Below are 15131 nucleotides of genomic sequence, written 5' to 3' on the forward strand. Positions count from 1 at the left end.
CAATTGGCAAGCGGCCATTTGTTTATGAATGGTAACTATTTGGTGGCAAAAAGTCCCCCATGCCAGCCGTCTTTCAGCCTAGGGAAAGTCCGTAGCGTCCCCTCTCAAAAAAGCCCCGTCGAGCGTGTTCAACGGCATTGGGGCGCGTGGGGCTGGTACGCCCGTTGCAATTTGAGGTCACACCGCCGCGGCAATGCGGTGGGTTTTGATTTCAACCAAGGAGCAATGCAATGGGTGTTTCAGAAAAACCAGGCCTGCTGGACAACCGCCTGTGGGCGGGTAAGGCCTTTGACGGTGCGTGGGAAACTTCGCTGAGCACAGCGCGTGACGCGGTCGAGCCTGCTACGGGCCAGGTGCTCAGCCGCGTGGGCATTGCCAGTGCGGCCGACATGCAGGCCGCCATTGGCCGGGCGCAGCAAGCACAGGCCGCCTGGGCGGCGACGGGGCCGCGCGAGCGTGCGGCTGTGTTCCATCGTGCGGCCAGTATTTTTGAGCAGCACTTTGACGAGCTGGCCATGGCAGTCGCCCGCGAAACCGGCGGCATCGTGCCCAAGGGCCAGCACGAGGTACGCGAGGCCATCACGCTTTGCCACCTGGCCGCAGCCCTGCCCATGCAGGCACAGGGCCAGGTGCTGCCCAGCACGCCCGGCCGCCTGTCCATCGCCCGGCGCGTGCCGCACGGGGTGGTGGGTGTGATCTCGCCATTCAACTTCCCGCTCATTCTGGGATTGCGCTCGGTGGCCCCGGCGCTGGCGCTGGGCAATGCGGTGGTGCTCAAGCCCGACACCCGCACGCCGGTGAGCGGCGGTTTCATCATGGCCCGCGTGTTTGAAGAAGCCGGTCTGCCCAAGGGCTTGCTGCAGGTGGTGCCCGGCGACGCCGAGGCGGGCGAGGCGCTGGTGGTGGACGAGCGCGTGCCCATGATCGCCTTCACCGGCTCACCCACGGTGGGCCGCCGCATCGGCGCGCTGGCGGGGCAGCACCTGAAGAAGGTGTCGCTGGAGCTGGGCGGCGCCAACAACCTCATCATTCTGGAAGACGCCGACCCCGATGCTGCGGCCAGCGCCGCCGCGTTTGGCGCGTGGTTCCACCAGGGGCAGATCTGCATGGCATCGAACCGCATCCTGGTGCACGAGTCGATTGCGGAAGCCATCCTGCAGCGCATGGTGGGCAAGGCCACGCACCTGCCCGTGGGCGATGGCGCCAGCGGCCAGGTGGCCCTGGGCCCGATGATCGACGCCAAGCAGCTGCAGCGCTTCGACAAGGTGATCAAGGACAGCGTGGCCCAGGGCGCCAAGCTCGAAGCGGGCGGCACCTACGAGGGCCTTTGCTACAAGCCCACGGTGCTCTCGGGCGTCAAGCCCGGCGTCCGTTCGTTTGACGAAGAGCCCTTTGGCCCGGTGGCCAACCTCGTCACCTTCCGCTCCGACGACGAGGCCGTGCAACTGGCCAACACCAGCCAGGGCGGCCTGGCCGCGGCCGTCATCAGCCCCAGCGTGGGCCGCGCCATGGCCATCGGCCAGCGGCTGCGCGCTGGCATGGTTCACATCAACGACCAGACCGTGAACGACGAGTGCACCAACCCCTTTGGCGGCCCCGGTGTGGGTGGCAACGGGGGCAGCGTGGGTGGGCCTGCGGACATCGATGAGTACACGCAGTGGCAGTGGATCACGGTCAAAGACGCGCCGCCCGCATTCCCGTTCTAGCAGCGACAACCCCCTGAGGCGCTGCGCGCCTTCCCCCTTCTCTCGAATCGCTGCGCGATGCGGGAAGGGGGACGCCGCCAGCGCATGCAAGTGAAACGCCGCTGCGCAGCTTGGGCGGCCCTTGCGCGGCGGCCCTCGCCTGGGCTGCGCCAGTTGCCCAGGTTGGCCGCACGTCTTAGGGCCGGAGAGCACGCGAATAGCCCAGGTCTCCACGGACAAGGGCTCCCATCGACACAAACTAAGGAGACAACTTTCATGACCCTTCACAACAAAACCATCGTCGTCACCGGCTGCTGCTCGGGCATCGGCGCAGACTTTGCCAAGCTCGCCCGCCAGCAGGGCGCCCACGTGATCGGTGTGGACCGCAATGCGCCCACGCTCACGCTCGACGGCTTTGTGCAAGTGGACCTGGGCGACCCGGCCGCCATTGACGCCGCCGTGGCGCAACTGCCCGCCAAGATCGATGCGCTGGCCAACATTGCAGGCGTGCCGGGCACATCGCCCGCCGAGCTGGTGGGCCGCGTCAACTACCTGGGACTGCGCCACTTCACGCACCGTGTGCTGGAGCGCATGGGCGAGGGCGGCTCCATCGTCAATATCTCTTCCATCCTGGGGGCCGAGTGGCCCCAGCGCCTGGAAACCCACCGCGCCCTGGGCGCCACCACCAGCTTTGATGACGGCGCGAAGTGGCTGGCCGCCCACCCTGTGGCGCAAGACACCTGCTACCAGTATTTCAAAGAGGCGCTGATCGTGTGGACCTACACCCAGTCGCAAAAGATCTTCATGGAGCGCGGCGTGCGCATGAACTGCGTGGCCCCGGGCCCCGTGTTCACGCCCATCCTGGGCGACTTTGTGCAGATGCTGGGCCAGGAGCGGGTGGAGAAAGACGCGCACCGCATGAAGCGCCCGGCCTTCAGCGATGAAGTGGCGCCCGTCATCGCCTTTTTGTGCAGCGACGCGGCACGCTGGGTGAGCGGCATCAACCTGCCCGTGGATGGCGGCCTCGCCTCCACCTACATCTGATCGAAGGGGCCACACATGTCCGCACAACAGCTCCAGGCCATCCTGCAGATGGCCGCGCAAAACCCACCGCCAGCCCAGCCCACCCCCGGGCAGCTGCGCGCGTGGTTTGATGCCAGCAACTCGCAGATGCCCCTCGCCCAGGGGCTTCACATCCAGACGCTGCGCGTCCCCAACGGGGCGGGCGGCACCATGGCTGCGGAGTTGCTGAGCACGCCGCAGGCTGACCCGCGCAGGCTCATCATTTACTACCACGCTGGCGGATTTGTGTTTGGCTCGCTGGCCTCGCACCGGGCGCTGTGCTCGTACCTGGCGCAGTTCAGCGGAGCGCAGGTGCTCAACGTGGACTACCGCCTGGCACCGGAACACCCCGCGCCCGCAGCACACGACGATGCGCTGGCTGCCTACCAATGGGCGCTGGCCAATGGCTATGCCGTGTCGGCCATTGCGCTGATGGGCGACTCGGCCGGCGGCAACCTGGCCTTGTCCACCGCCGTGCGTGCCCGCAACCAGGGGCTGCCGCTGCCTGCGGCCGTCGTGGCCTTGTCGCCCGCGCTGGACCTGGCGTCCGAAGGCGAGTCCCACCATACCGTGGACGACCCATTCATCACGCGTGAGCTGATGGGATTTTTCAACGCCATGTATGTGCCGGGTGGCGATGTGCGTTCGCCCACGGTCACGCCGTTTTACAGCGCCGACCTGCAGGGCCTGCCGCCCGTGCAATTGCAGGTGGGCGGCTGGGAGCGCCTGCGCGACGACGCGGTGACCATGGCCGCACGCTTGAAGGCGGCGGGCGTTGAGGCGGAATGCACCGTGTGGGACGGCATGGTGCATTGCTGGCAGCTGTTTGCGCCCGTGCTGGATGAGGCGCTGGCTTCGCTGGAGCAGGCGTGCCGGTTCATTGCCGCGCGCCAGCGCATTGCCGCAGCGCCCTCACGGTAGCAAAGGACGAACCCATGATGAAACGACCCACCGGCGCATGCCGGGGCGCGAGCCTGCGCGGCGCAGGGAGTGCCGTGCTGTGGTGGCGCCCCCGTGCCCTGCTGCTGTCGCTCTGCCTGTGGCTGCTGCTTTGGCCCGCCGCCCACGCGCAGCAAGGCGCACAGCGGCCCATCAAGGTGGGTGCGGTCAGTGCCCTGAGCGGCCCCCATGCATTCCCGGAGTCCTCGCAGGCGGCCAAGGCCTACATCGACGCAGTGAATGCCGCCGGCGGCATTGGGGGCCGCCGCATCGAATACATCTCGCTCGATGAAGGGGTCTCGCCCGCCAGTGCCATGGCAGCGGCGACGAGGCTCATCAACGACGCGGAGGTTGTGGCGCTGGCGGGCAGTTCCGGCCTGCTGGACTGCGCGGTCAATGCGCCTCGCTACGAAGCAGCGCGGTTGATGTCGCTGCAAGGGGCCTCGGTCTCGCCTGCATGCTTCCGATCGTCGCATGTGGTGCCCCTCAACAACGGACCCTACGTGGGGCTGGCCAGCGCCGTGCTGTTTGCCCACCACACGCTGCGCAGCCGAAAACTGTGTGCCCTGGCGCTCGATCTGCCAGGCATGGCCGAGGGCTACCAGCAGGCGCTGGAGCGCCTGGGCGAAGCGAAAGCCATGGAGGTGCCACAGCTGCAGTTGGTGGGGGTTGACCAAGAACCTGCCCCCGTCCTTCGGGCCGTGAAGGGGCAGGGGTGCGACACCGTGATCTTCACGGGGCACGAGGCCGCGGTGCTCCGCTGGAGCGAGGCCGCCCACGCGCTGGGGGCGGGCGGCATGACCTGGATCTATCTCACCCCGGCCTACACCGACCGCGTGGCCCGCGCACTCGCCCCGCGGGATGGCGCCGTGTATGTGATGGCCGAGTTCGAGCCCTGGAAGAGCCGGTCCTTGCCCGCGCAGGACTGGCGCCGCCTGATGCAGGACGCCCGCTTGCCCCTGAGTTCGCTGTCGCAAGGCGGCTATGTGGCGGCCCAGATGCTGGTGCGCGCACTGCGCCAGGTCGAAGGGCCCATCACCCGCGAGACCGTGACCCGTGCCCTGCAGCAGATGCCGCCCACCAGCCATCCCCTGCTGGGGATGCCGTTTGAGATCGGCCAGCGCCGCGCCCACAACCCCAACCGTGCGGCCCTGCCGCTCAAGCTGCAGCAAGGCCACTGGTACATCGCGACCCCCGCCTGGATCGAGGTGCCCGAGTTACTGGCGCCCTGAGGCCGTGCGGCGGCGTTTTGTGAACGGATCGATTTCCCGTGAGACCCGAAGTGTGCATTTCAAAAAACCAACCTGAACGAGGAGACAACATGACAACGCAACAGACAAAACCTTTCCGCCTGGCGCTGCTGGCCCTGGCCGGCACGCTGTGCACAGCGGCCTTCGCCACCGAGGGCGGGGGCTCCACCTATCCGCTGGGCACCGAGAACTTCGTGGCGGGCGCCGCGCCGCCGCCCGGCCTGTATGTGCTGGAGTACCTCAACTACTACACCACCAGCCGCGTGAACGACGGCCAGGGCAACGCCGTGCCCATCCCCGGCTTCAAGGTGCGCGCCGCCGCCGCTGCCACGCGCCTGATCTGGATCACCCCCCAGGAGGCGCTGGGCGGCCTGGTCGCCGCGCACGCCATCCTGCCTGTGGTGGACCTGTCGGTGCGTGCCGGTGGTGCAAACGATTCGCGCACCGGACTGGGCGATGTGACGGTCGGGGGCTCGGTGGCCTGGCACCACTCGCCGCAGCTGCACAGCGTGGTGGGGCTTGACGCCGTGCTGCCCACAGGAGCGTATGACCGCACGCGCCAGGCCAATATTGGCCGCAACTATCTGTCGCTGCAGCCCCTGGGCGTGCTGACCTGGATGGACCCTAGTGGCTTCAACGGCGACGTGAAGGCCACGCTGAACTTCAACCGCACCAATGGCGACACCAACTACCGCTCTGGCCGCGAACTGATCGTGGACTACGCCGCGGGCTGGGGCCTGGGCAATGGCTGGGTGGTGGGCGTGGGCGGCTATGTGTACCGGCAGTTCAGCGACGACAAAGCAGGCGGTGTGGCGCTGGCGGGATCGCGTGGCCGCAGCCAGTCCATTGGCCCGTCGGTGCGCTACGCCAACGGCAAGGGCTGGCTCATCACCGCCAAGGTCGAAAAGGAGTTCGGCGTGCGCAACCGCGCCCAGGGCTCGCAGTTCTGGCTCAAGACCACCATCCCTTTCTGAACCCTGCAACTGAATTGATCACTGGAGACATTCCCCATGACAACCAACACCCCTGAATCCACCGTGGCCGCCTTGGAAACCGAACAGGCTACGTCCCCCACCATCTCGCGCCGTGGGCTGATCACGGCCGCGGGCGCTGGAGGTCTTGCGCTGAGCGTCGGCCCTCTATGGGCCCAGGCGGGCGGTGCCGCACCCGTGCTCAAGGTGGGCTTCATCAGCCCGCGCACCGGCCCGCTCGGTGCCTTGGGCGAGACCGACACCTTCATCCTGGCCCAGGTGCGCAAGACGCTGGCGGCGGGCCTGACCATCGGCGGCGTGAAGTACGCGGTGGAGATCCTGGACCGCGACACCCAGTCCGACCCGGCCCGCGCCAGCCAGTTGGCCAAGGCGCTGATCAACGGCGACAAGATTGACCTCATGCTCACCACCACCACACCAGAAACGGTGAACCCGGTGTCGGATGCGTGCGAGGCGGCGGGCGTACCCTGCCTGTCCACCGTGATGCCGTGGGAGGCCTGGTACTTTGGCCGCGGCGCCAAGCCCGGCGCGCCTTCGCCCTTCAAATGGACGTACCACTTCTCGTTTGGCGGTGGCAGCTTTACCACCTCGTACACCTCGCAGTTTTCTGCGTTGCCCACCAACAAGAAGATCGGTGTGCTGTACCCCAATGATGCCGATGGCAACGCCATCCGCGGCACGCTGGCGCCCGAGCTCGCCAAAGCCGGTTTCACCATCGTGGATGCCGGACCGTACGAGAACGGCACCACCGACTACTCCGCGCAGATCGCCAAGTTCAAGGCCGAGCGCTGCGAGATCTTCAACACCTTCCCCATTCCGCCAGACTTCGCCACCTTCTGGCGGCAGGCGGCCCAGCAGGGCTACACGCGCATGGTGAAGATTGCGCAGATCGCCAAGACGGGCCTTGTGCCCTCGCAGGTGGAGGCCCTGGGCCCGCTGGCGCTGAACCTGGGCGCGGGGTGCTTCTGGCACAAGACTTTTCCGTATGCCTCAGCCCTGACCGGCCTCACGGGCGTGCAGCTGGCCGACGCCTACGAGGCCAGCACCGGCAAGCAGTGGACGCAGATGCTGGGCTCCACCATGTCGCTGTTTGATGCAGGCACCGAGGCGCTGAAAGCCAGCACCAACCCGCGCGACAAGGCAGCGCTGGCCAAGGCCATCGGCACGCTCAAGGCCATCACCATGCAAGGTCCGGTGGACTTTGCCAAGGGGCCCGTGCCCAACGTGTCGGTGACGCCCGTGGTGGGGGCCCAGTGGGTCAAGCCTGCGGCGGGCAGCAAGTTCAAGCTCGACATCGTGGTCACCGAGAACGCCACGGATCGCAACATCCCCGTGGCGGCGGCGCTCAAGTCCTACAGCTGATCGTCCATGCCACATTTACCTCCATATCCGCAATCCCCGCCAGCGGGCGGGCCGCAGCATCTGCTGCAGGCCCAGGGCATCGACATGCGCTTTGGTGCCTTGAAGGTGCTGGACCAGCTCGATTTTTTGGTAGGCACCGACGAGGCCGTCGGCATCGTCGGGCCTAACGGTGCGGGCAAGACCACGCTGCTGAACGTGCTGGCCGGAGCGTTTGCGCCGAGCCAGGGCACCGTCTGGTTCCAGGGGGTGGATGTGAGCGCCCGCAGTGCGGCAGACCGCTGCCGCGCGGGCATTGCGCGCACCCATCAGGTGCCTCGACCGTTCCTGGGCATGACGGTGTTTGAAAACGTGCTCACCGGCGCCACGCATGGCGCGGGCCTGCATGCCCGCGACGCGGGTGACCGGGCCATGGAGTGTCTGCGCCTGTGTGGCATGGAGGCGCTGGCCAATCGCCGTGCAGAGACGCTGGGCCTGCTCGGCCGCAAGCGGCTGGAGCTGGTGCGTGCGCTGGCCACCGGCCCCCAGGTGCTGCTGCTCGATGAGATCGGCGGCGGGCTGACCGACGCGGAGGCCAGCGAGCTGGTAGCCATGGTGCGCACCATCCAGGCCCGCGGCATTGCCATCGTCTGGATCGAGCACCTGGTGCACGTGCTGCTGCAGGTCGCCACGCGTCTGGTGTGCATGGACGGCGGGCGGGTGATCGCCGATGGCGATCCACAAGCCGTGCTGAACGACGCCACGGTGGTCGAGGCCTATCTGGGCGGGGTGGCGGCATGAGCGCCGCCCGGCCGCCCGAAGGCGCTCGCACCGCAGCCGAAGGCGAAGGACATCGAATGAGTGTGTTGTTGAGCATTGAGACACTGAACGCCCACCATGGGCAGCTGCCTGCCGTGCGCAATGTGTCGCTGCAGGTGTGCCACGGCGACATCCTGGCCCTGGTAGGGGCCAACGGTGCGGGCAAGACCACGCTGCTGCGCACGCTGGCCGGCGTACACCGCGCCAGCAGCGGCACCGTGCGGTGGGATGGTGTGGACATCACCCGCATGCCTGCCCAAGAGCGTGTGGCCGAAGGCCTGGCCCTGGTGCCCGAGGGGCGGCGCCTGTTTGCAGGCATGACGGTGCGCGAGAACCTGCTCGTGGCGCGTGCTTCGGGGCGGCGCGGGCAGTGGAGTTTTGACACCGTGCTGGACGCCTTCCCGCAGTTGGCCCCCAAGCTGGGCGCCCGCGCGGGCGAGCTGTCGGGCGGGCAGCAGCAGGCCGTGGCCATTGGCCGCGCGCTCATGACCAACCCGCGCGTGCTGCTGCTCGACGAAGTCTCGCTGGGCTTGTCGCCCCTGGCCGTGCAGGGCGTGTACGAAGCCCTGCAGGGCGTGATGGGCCAGGGCACTACGCTGGTATTGGTCGAGCAGGACCTGCAGCGCGTGCAGGCCGTGGCCAGCCGCATTGTCTGCATGCTCGAAGGCAGCGTGGTGGCCGACGCGCCCGCCGACCAGCTCACCCGCGCGCAGATCACCGCGTTTTACTTTGGTGCGCAGCGGCCCGAAGCTGCGCCCGGCAGCCACACCGCGGGCAGTGCCGACGGCGAAGCTGCCAGCCACGCAAGCCACACCCACCCTGCCCACAAGGAGGCCGCATGAACCTTCTCAACCAGATTCTCCAGGGCCTCCTGCTGGGCGGCTATTACGCCTTGCTGGCCTGCGGGCTGTCGTTCATGTTCGGGGTGATGCGCATCATCAACCTGGCCCACGGCAGCCTGACCGTGGTGGCCGCCTACCTGCTGTGGGTGCTGGCCGAGCCGATGGGCTGGCACCCGCTGCTGGCCCTGCTGGCGGTGGTGCCTGCCATGGCGCTGTTGGGCTGGCTGCTGCACAAGCTGGTGCTGGAGCGCAGCGCGCGCCTGGGCGCCCTGGTGCCGCTGCTGGCCACGTTTGGCCTGGCCAGCGTGATCGACAACCTGCTGTTCCAGCACTTCGGTGCCGACACGCGTTCGCTGGCCACCTCCATTGGCACGCTGGCGTACGACAGCTGGGAGCTGCCCGGCGGCCTGTATGTGGGGCAGCTGCCCACCCTGGTGCTGGTGCTGGCGGTGCTGCTGCTGGGCGGGCTGCATGCCATGCTGGCGCACACGGCGCTGGGGCGGCAGATCCGCGCAGCGTCGGAAGACGCCGACACCGCGCGCCTGGTGGGCGTGCGCACCGGCACGGTGTTTGCGGCGGCCTCGGCCATCACCATGGTCACCGTCACGCTGGCCGGGGCATCGCTGGCCCTGCGGGCCACGTTCGATCCGTTCTCGGGCCCGCAGCAGCTGATCTTTGCGTTTGAGGCCGTGATCATCGGCGGCGCGGGATCGCTGTGGGGCACGTTGCTGGGCGGCGTGGTGCTGGGCGTGGCGCAGAACCTGGGGGCGCAGGTGCACCCGCAGGGTTTTCTGATCGCCGGGCACGCCACTTTTTTGGTCATCCTGCTGGCCCGGCTCTACGCGAGCGGTGCGCTGCGCAGGTTCTTCTCCACCCGCCACAGGGCTGCGCCATGAATGCTCCCATCACTTCTGCACCCCTCGCACCCACGGGTCCATCCCCATGGGTCATCCAGCGCTGGACGCGCGCGTCCATCGCCTTCGCCAGCGCCACCGTGCTGCTGCTGGCCGTGCTCTGCCTGGGGCCGCTGTGGCTGCAGGCGGGCACGGTAGACCGGCTCACTACGCTGTTCATCTACGTGATCCTGGCTGTGATGTGGAACGCTTTGGCGGGCTATGCCGGACTGGTGTCGATTGGCCACCAGGCGTTCTTCGGGCTCGGCGCCTACGCCATGGTGCGGCTGGCCGATGTGGGCCTGGGCCCGTACCCGGCGCTGCTGGTGGGCGCTGTGCTGGTGGCCTTGGTGGCGGTGCCGCTGGCGGCTTTCATGCTGCGCCTGCAGGGCGGCGAATTTGCGATCGGCATGTGGGTGGTGGCCGCGCTTGCGCACCTGTGTGTGAACCTGGACAGCCTGGTGCAGGGCGAGACGGGCACCTCGATGATCGCGCTGCAGCAATACGCGGCCGACGACCGGCGCGCGTATACCTACTGGGCCGCGCTGGCTGCCATGGCGGGGCTGTGCTGGGTGGTTTTCCTGCTCTTGCGCAGCAAGGTGGGCACGGCCGCCCAGGCCATTCGCGACAACGAGACGGCGGCCATCTCCCTGGGTGTGCGCGTGGTCGCCATCAAGCGGCTGGTGTTTGTGTTGTCGGCGTTTGGCTGCGCGCTCGCAGGCGGGCTGTGGCTGGCCACGTCGATCAGCTTTCAGCCCAAGACCTATTTCAGCGTGCAGTGGACGGCCTACATGATCTTCATGGTGCTGGTGGGTGGCATCGGCACCATGGAAGGCCCCATCCTCGGCGCGCTGCTTTTCTTTGCAGTCGAAACCCTGTGGGGCGGGCAGGGCGTGCTGTATCTCATCGGCCTGGGCGCCATTGCCATGCTGTTCGCGCTCTTCCTGCCCAAGGGCATCTGGGGCGCGGTGCAGCAGCGGTGGGATGTGCACCTGCTGTCGGCGGGCTACCGGGTGCGGGCACACAAGCCGCGCAACCCTGAGGGAGAAAGCAATTTGCTATAAATTAAATAGCATCCAATGAATGCAGATAAGCGCTGGGTGCCAATTTGATTCAGAAAAATGCCCGCGTGCGCCGCCCAACCTGGTGGGGGCAGCGTGCGCGGGCAGGGTGGGGAATCACTGGCCCCAGAACGCATCTTCCTGCGCCGGATCGCTGGAGAACAGGCGGACTTCCACAATCTTTCCATCCACGATGTGCAGCAGATCCATCCCCGCCTGCTGGAGCGTGAGGCCGTCGCGCTGGCCTGCAAACTCGATGCTCACGGCCACCCAGTCTCCGTTGGCCATGTAGTGGTGGGCCCGGGTGATCGCAAATGTCCCGTTCGACACGGCCATCATCTGCCCCAGCATCTGGCCCACGGCAGCCATGCCACGGTGCGTGCCCGAGAACTGGTTGTGGCCCGGCTGGTGCCAGACCACGTCGGGTGAGACAACGCGGCCGAGGGTGGCCTGGTCGCCGGTTTGTGCGGCTTGGATGTAGGTCTTGGCGATATCAATGGCGTGCATGTGGATTCCTTGGTGGTTTTGGGGCAACGCCCCATTGGGCGCTGTGAGGTCATTGTTGGACAATCAATACCCGTGAAGATGGTGAAAACTGGGCGATTTACTGTCACTTCAGGACAAACCTCTGCGCCCCGCCGTTGCTGACCCATGACCCCACGCCACCACAAACCCGCCGCAGCCCGCCACCCCGACATCCAGCACCTGAGCTACCAGCCCGAGGGGCTGTACCCGCTCGACCTGGAGATATTCCGGGTATCGGACCTGCGGAAAAGGGTGGGCGGCCAGGCCCTGGCATCAACCTATCGCTACGCCTTTCCGACCCTGATCTTTCTGACGGAGGGAACCTGCATCCATCTGGTGGACTTCGAGTACGTGCGCTGCGGCCCGGGCTCGGTGCTGGTCCTGCGGCCCGGCAAAGCCCACAGCTTTGGAGACACCCAGGACTGGGACGGATGGATGGTGCTGTTCCGCCCCGAGTTTCTGTGGGCAGCGGCCCCCGCCGCGCAGGACCAAACCCCGATCGACGGGCTGGACGGCCTGCCGACCGCGTGGGCGCTGGGCAGCGACAGCGCGCAGGTGATCGCCCACGCCATCGCCCAGATGCACCAGGACACGCAAGCCCACTCCGCATCGCTGCATGCCCATGCCCTGTTGCGCTACCAGCTCTATGCCTTGCTGACACGGCTGCGCATGGCGTACGAGCAGCAGTCCGCGCAGCCGGCACCGCCGGGGCGCGCGCTGCAGAGATTCAAGGCGTTTGAACTGCTGGTGGAGAAGCACTTTGCCAGCTGGCACCAACTGCCCCGGTATGCGCAGCAGCTGGGCTGCTCCGAGAAAAGCCTGGTGCGCGCATCGCTGGAAGCAGCCGGGGTCACGCCCAAGGCCTTCATCTCCGCCCGCATCGTTCTGGAGGCCAAGCGCCTGCTGGCCCACACCACCTGGCCGGTGGCGCGCATTGCCGAGAGCCTGGGCTACAGCGACCTGGCGAACTTCATCAAGTTCTTCAAGCGCGAGGCCGGGTGCACCCCGACCGAATTTCGCGGCAGGCAGACGGCCAACCAGCAGGGCATGGCGGAGCGCCTGCAGGCAACGGGGTGAGGCGCAGAAGGCGATTTCATCGTGGCGTGCCGACCAGACCCCGTGCCAGAATGAAACGATGAGCACCACCACCTCCTCCTTCCAGTCCAACGCAGACGGCACCCAGGTCACCACCTACACCTGGGCCGAGACCCCGGGCCAACCTGTGGGCGTCGTGCAAATCTCCCACGGCCTTGCCGAGCACGGCGAGCGCTACGACCGCTTTGCGCGGGCGCTGAACGCCGCAGGCTTCATCGTCCACGCCGTGGACCATCGCGGCCACGGGCGCACAGCCGGTGGCAAGCTGGGAGACTTTGGCAGCGCTGGCTTCAGCGGCCTCATTGCCGACGTGGCCCAGTTCGGCGCACTGCTGCGCGCGCAGCATGGGCCGCAGCAGCTCCCGCTCTTTTTGTTTGGTCACTCCATGGGCTCGTTCGCAGCGCAGGCAGCCATCCTGGACCATTCATCGACTTGGTCTGGCGTCATCCTGTCAGGCTCCACCGCCCTCGACCTGCTCGCTGCCGCCATGGCCAACGCCCCCGCTGATGCGCCCGCCGGGCTCGCGGCATTCAACGCGGGGTTTGAGCACCGCACCGGCTACGAATGGCTGTCGCGCGACGCTGCAGAGGTGGACGCCTACGTGGCCGACCCGTGGTGTGGCTGGGACATGCCCGAGGACGTGATCCCCTCGCTCTTCGCCCCCGCTCCCCGGCTGGCCGACCCCGCGCTGCTCGCGCGCATTCGCAGCGACCTGCCCATCCTCATCGCATCCGGCGACGCAGACCCGCTGGCTGCAGGCGGGGTCTTGTTGGAGCAACTGGGGCAGCGGTATCGGGATGCGGGAGTGGCCGATGTGACGGTCAAGCTGTACCCGGCGGCGCGGCATGAGATCTTGAATGAGACCAATCGGGATGAGGTGACGGGGGATATCGTGGCGTGGCTGCGGGCGCGTTCCCGCATTGCGTAGTCACGGCTCCCGTAGCAGCAGTCTGTTGAAACGGCTCCCACGGCAGTTCATGCGAACAGCTCTGCCACCCTCTCCAGGAATTCCGGCATGCCCAGCTCGGCGTCCAGCGTTTCGCGGGTGATGACGTCGGCGTTCCCGTGGCGCGCCGAGTACTCGATGCGCAGCTGCATTTGGCCGTCGTCGTCCAGTGCGTTGTCGTAGCCCATGCGGAACATGCGTGATATGTCGCCGCGGCGAGCCAGTGCCAAGAAGCGATGCTCGTCGAGGCCCGTGATGGGTGGAAAGCAAAGGCACACCACTTTGATCGCGCCCTCACCAGCCCTGCCGGGCAGGGTGGCCACATGGCATCTGAGGCCGTCCGGGGGGATGCGTTCTGCGACAGGCAAGGTGGAGGCCTTGTCTTGCCACACGCGCGTGAGCTCGGATGCACCATCCGGGCCGGCGAACCTGGCCCAAAAGCCGCTTGGGTCTTTGCGCAGGTCCTGGTGCAAGGCTTCGGTCACTTCATAGTGGTGACAGCGCCGCCCGCGCGGGTCGGCGGTGTGGATCAGCAGCGATGCCGGAATAGGGCGCAGTGCGGCCCGCCAGGCAGCTACGTCGTGCCAGCGGGCCAGGGGCGGCGTGTGGGCCAGCGCGGCGCGCACGGCCGCCAGGGCCTCGCGTTCCTGAGGCGCGCGCCAATGGTTGCTGTGCTGCCAGTGGTCCTCCAGCTCGCGGGCGATGTTGGCTGCCTGTGGGTTGCCATTGAGGTGGGCGATGACGAGGCGCTGCGCAAGCGGGAATACCTCTTCACGCAGGCTGCGCGAGCCGTCGGAGCCGTCCGGGCGGCCCGACCAGGTGTAGGCGTTGCGGTAGGGGGTACGCACCGTGTCGGCGCTGGCGTCATTGAGCAGTTGGTCCAGCCCATGCAGGTCATTGCACAGACCCGCCAGGGGCAGCACGCGACCACATACCAGCGCGAGGACCGCAGGCAACTGCGCCAGGCGTTCGAGTGTCCAGCGGTGCAGGGAGCCCGGCCCGGGCTCGAAGAACGCCATGCCCAGCTCGAAGGCGGTGTCCTGGTGGGGCTCGGGGCCCAGGGCCTGTGCCAGCACAGCGGTGCAAGCGTCATGCCACACGCGCAGGGTCAGGTTCAGCGCTTCATAGCGCATCAGATTCACTGCCAGCACCTGGCGCACAGCACCAAGCCGTCGGGCGAGAACGATGGGCGCGCCGGGCTCGTCGGGTGGTGCAGCTTCCAGCTCAAAACCGCTGCCTGCCATAGCGCGCGCCAGGGCAGGGGCCAAAACTTCTCGCACCTCGCTCTCGCCGCGCAGCGCATCTGGCGGGAGCGCCCCCCAGGGCAGCTTTTCGGCGGGCGCCACAGGCGTGGCGGCTTGCGCGAACTCGGTAGGCACTACCCGGCCGTCGGGCAGAAAACCTACGCCCAGCGTCGCGTCATACGCCACCAATCCCAGTGCACCGGCAATCTCCACAGCCGCCCGGTATGCAGGCATCTCGTCCACGCTCGGGAGGTCAAACTGCCATGCCGCGCGACGGCAGGCGTTGGCCTGCTGCAAGGGCGTGGTGCGGCCCGCTACCTTGAAGCGATCCTCGAACCGAAGCGCGAACTCGACAAAGCGCAGGTTTTTGCCATCGGCACGCGCGTGCAGCAACTCGCGCATGGCCTCCAGCGCCGCAAAGCTCTCAGGCAGCGGCAGGG

The 15131-nt window shown here is 67.4% G+C and carries 14 protein-coding genes; 12 read left to right on the top strand and 2 right to left on the bottom strand.

Annotated features, from left to right (window positions below; genetic code table 11):
* Positions 1-230: 230 nt before the first annotated feature.
* The 10 genes from KW843_RS05520 to KW843_RS05565 all read left to right on the top strand — a co-directional run bounded on the left by KW843_RS05520 (position 231) and on the right by KW843_RS05565 (position 10884).
* The gene (locus KW843_RS05520) at positions 231-1706 is read left to right on the top strand and encodes a benzaldehyde dehydrogenase (protein ID WP_218294066.1); all 1476 of its coding nucleotides are present in this window, start codon (positions 231-233) and stop codon (positions 1704-1706) included.
* A 255-nt stretch (positions 1707-1961) separates the two neighbouring features.
* Positions 1962-2729 (top strand): coniferyl-alcohol dehydrogenase, encoded by a 768-nt coding sequence (locus KW843_RS05525; RefSeq protein ID WP_218294067.1) that lies wholly within the window; start codon positions 1962-1964, stop codon positions 2727-2729.
* Between the two features lie 15 nt (positions 2730-2744).
* Positions 2745-3668: an alpha/beta hydrolase gene (locus KW843_RS05530; protein WP_218294068.1), complete on the top strand. Its 924-nt coding sequence runs from the start codon at positions 2745-2747 to the stop codon at positions 3666-3668.
* Positions 3669-3682: 14 nt separating this feature from the next.
* Positions 3683-4918 (top strand): ABC transporter substrate-binding protein, encoded by a 1236-nt coding sequence (locus KW843_RS05535; RefSeq protein ID WP_218294069.1) that lies wholly within the window; start codon positions 3683-3685, stop codon positions 4916-4918.
* 89 nt (positions 4919-5007) lie between these two features.
* Positions 5008-5910, top strand: coding sequence for a transporter (locus KW843_RS05540; RefSeq protein ID WP_218294070.1), 903 nt, complete (start codon positions 5008-5010; stop codon positions 5908-5910).
* 36 nt (positions 5911-5946) lie between these two features.
* Positions 5947-7290, top strand: coding sequence for an ABC transporter substrate-binding protein (locus KW843_RS05545; protein WP_218294071.1), 1344 nt, complete (start codon positions 5947-5949; stop codon positions 7288-7290).
* Positions 7291-7296: 6 nt separating this feature from the next.
* Positions 7297-8067 (top strand): ABC transporter ATP-binding protein, encoded by a 771-nt coding sequence (locus KW843_RS05550; protein ID WP_255594552.1) that lies wholly within the window; start codon positions 7297-7299, stop codon positions 8065-8067.
* Between the two features lie 62 nt (positions 8068-8129).
* Entirely contained in the window at positions 8130-8927 is a 798-nt protein-coding gene (locus tag KW843_RS05555) for an ABC transporter ATP-binding protein (RefSeq protein ID WP_370628457.1), read from the top strand.
* A complete protein-coding gene (locus KW843_RS05560) occupies positions 8924-9823 on the top strand; it encodes a branched-chain amino acid ABC transporter permease (protein WP_218294073.1) in 900 nt (299 codons plus the stop codon). The genes KW843_RS05555 and KW843_RS05560 overlap by 4 nt, the downstream gene beginning before the upstream one ends.
* Entirely contained in the window at positions 9820-10884 is a 1065-nt protein-coding gene (locus KW843_RS05565) for a branched-chain amino acid ABC transporter permease (RefSeq protein ID WP_218294074.1), read from the top strand. The genes KW843_RS05560 and KW843_RS05565 overlap by 4 nt, the downstream gene beginning before the upstream one ends.
* Before the next feature lie 114 nt (positions 10885-10998).
* Here the strand turns inward: KW843_RS05565 and KW843_RS05570 are convergent, their stop codons facing one another.
* Positions 10999-11388: a nuclear transport factor 2 family protein gene (locus KW843_RS05570; protein ID WP_218294075.1), complete on the bottom strand. Its 390-nt coding sequence runs from the start codon at positions 11386-11388 to the stop codon at positions 10999-11001.
* Between the two features lie 144 nt (positions 11389-11532).
* Between KW843_RS05570 and KW843_RS05575 the strand changes: the two genes are divergently transcribed.
* Positions 11533-12483, top strand: coding sequence for an AraC family transcriptional regulator (locus KW843_RS05575; RefSeq protein WP_218294076.1), 951 nt, complete (start codon positions 11533-11535; stop codon positions 12481-12483).
* A 58-nt stretch (positions 12484-12541) separates the two neighbouring features.
* Complete coding sequence (locus KW843_RS05580) at positions 12542-13429, top strand: alpha/beta fold hydrolase (protein ID WP_218294077.1); 888 nt, start codon at positions 12542-12544, stop codon at positions 13427-13429.
* A 47-nt stretch (positions 13430-13476) separates the two neighbouring features.
* Here KW843_RS05580 and KW843_RS05585 read toward each other — a convergent pair whose 3' ends face one another.
* On the bottom strand, positions 13477-15093 hold the full coding sequence (locus KW843_RS05585; protein ID WP_218294078.1) for a hypothetical protein: 1617 nt from the start codon (positions 15091-15093) through the stop codon (positions 13477-13479).
* Positions 15094-15131: the final 38 nt, after the last annotated feature.

The sequence above is a fragment of the Acidovorax sp. sif1233 genome, from assembly GCF_019218755.1.
In the GTDB taxonomy this organism is placed as follows: domain Bacteria; phylum Pseudomonadota; class Gammaproteobacteria; order Burkholderiales; family Burkholderiaceae_C; genus Acidovorax.

What these genes read in the sequence shown, in the direction of transcription:
- KW843_RS05550 (WP_255594552.1), top strand. Translation starts at nt 7,297, where the DNA reads ATGCCACATTTACCTCCATATCCGCAATCCCCGCCAGCGGGCGGGCCG.
- KW843_RS05560 (WP_218294073.1), top strand. Translation starts at nt 8,924, where the DNA reads ATGAACCTTCTCAACCAGATTCTCCAGGGCCTCCTGCTGGGCGGCTAT.
- KW843_RS05545 (WP_218294071.1), top strand. Translation starts at nt 5,947, where the DNA reads ATGACAACCAACACCCCTGAATCCACCGTGGCCGCCTTGGAAACCGAA.
- KW843_RS05535 (WP_218294069.1), top strand. Translation starts at nt 3,683, where the DNA reads ATGATGAAACGACCCACCGGCGCATGCCGGGGCGCGAGCCTGCGCGGC.
- KW843_RS05540 (WP_218294070.1), top strand. Translation starts at nt 5,008, where the DNA reads ATGACAACGCAACAGACAAAACCTTTCCGCCTGGCGCTGCTGGCCCTG.
- KW843_RS05530 (WP_218294068.1), top strand. Translation starts at nt 2,745, where the DNA reads ATGTCCGCACAACAGCTCCAGGCCATCCTGCAGATGGCCGCGCAAAAC.
- KW843_RS05575 (WP_218294076.1), top strand. Translation starts at nt 11,533, where the DNA reads ATGACCCCACGCCACCACAAACCCGCCGCAGCCCGCCACCCCGACATC.
- KW843_RS05570 (WP_218294075.1), bottom strand. Translation starts at nt 11,388, where the DNA reads ATGCACGCCATTGATATCGCCAAGACCTACATCCAAGCCGCACAAACC.
- KW843_RS05580 (WP_218294077.1), top strand. Translation starts at nt 12,542, where the DNA reads ATGAGCACCACCACCTCCTCCTTCCAGTCCAACGCAGACGGCACCCAG.
- KW843_RS05520 (WP_218294066.1), top strand. Translation starts at nt 231, where the DNA reads ATGGGTGTTTCAGAAAAACCAGGCCTGCTGGACAACCGCCTGTGGGCG.
- KW843_RS05525 (WP_218294067.1), top strand. Translation starts at nt 1,962, where the DNA reads ATGACCCTTCACAACAAAACCATCGTCGTCACCGGCTGCTGCTCGGGC.
- KW843_RS05565 (WP_218294074.1), top strand. Translation starts at nt 9,820, where the DNA reads ATGAATGCTCCCATCACTTCTGCACCCCTCGCACCCACGGGTCCATCC.
- KW843_RS05585 (WP_218294078.1), bottom strand. Translation starts at nt 15,093, where the DNA reads ATGCGCGAGTTGCTGCACGCGCGTGCCGATGGCAAAAACCTGCGCTTT.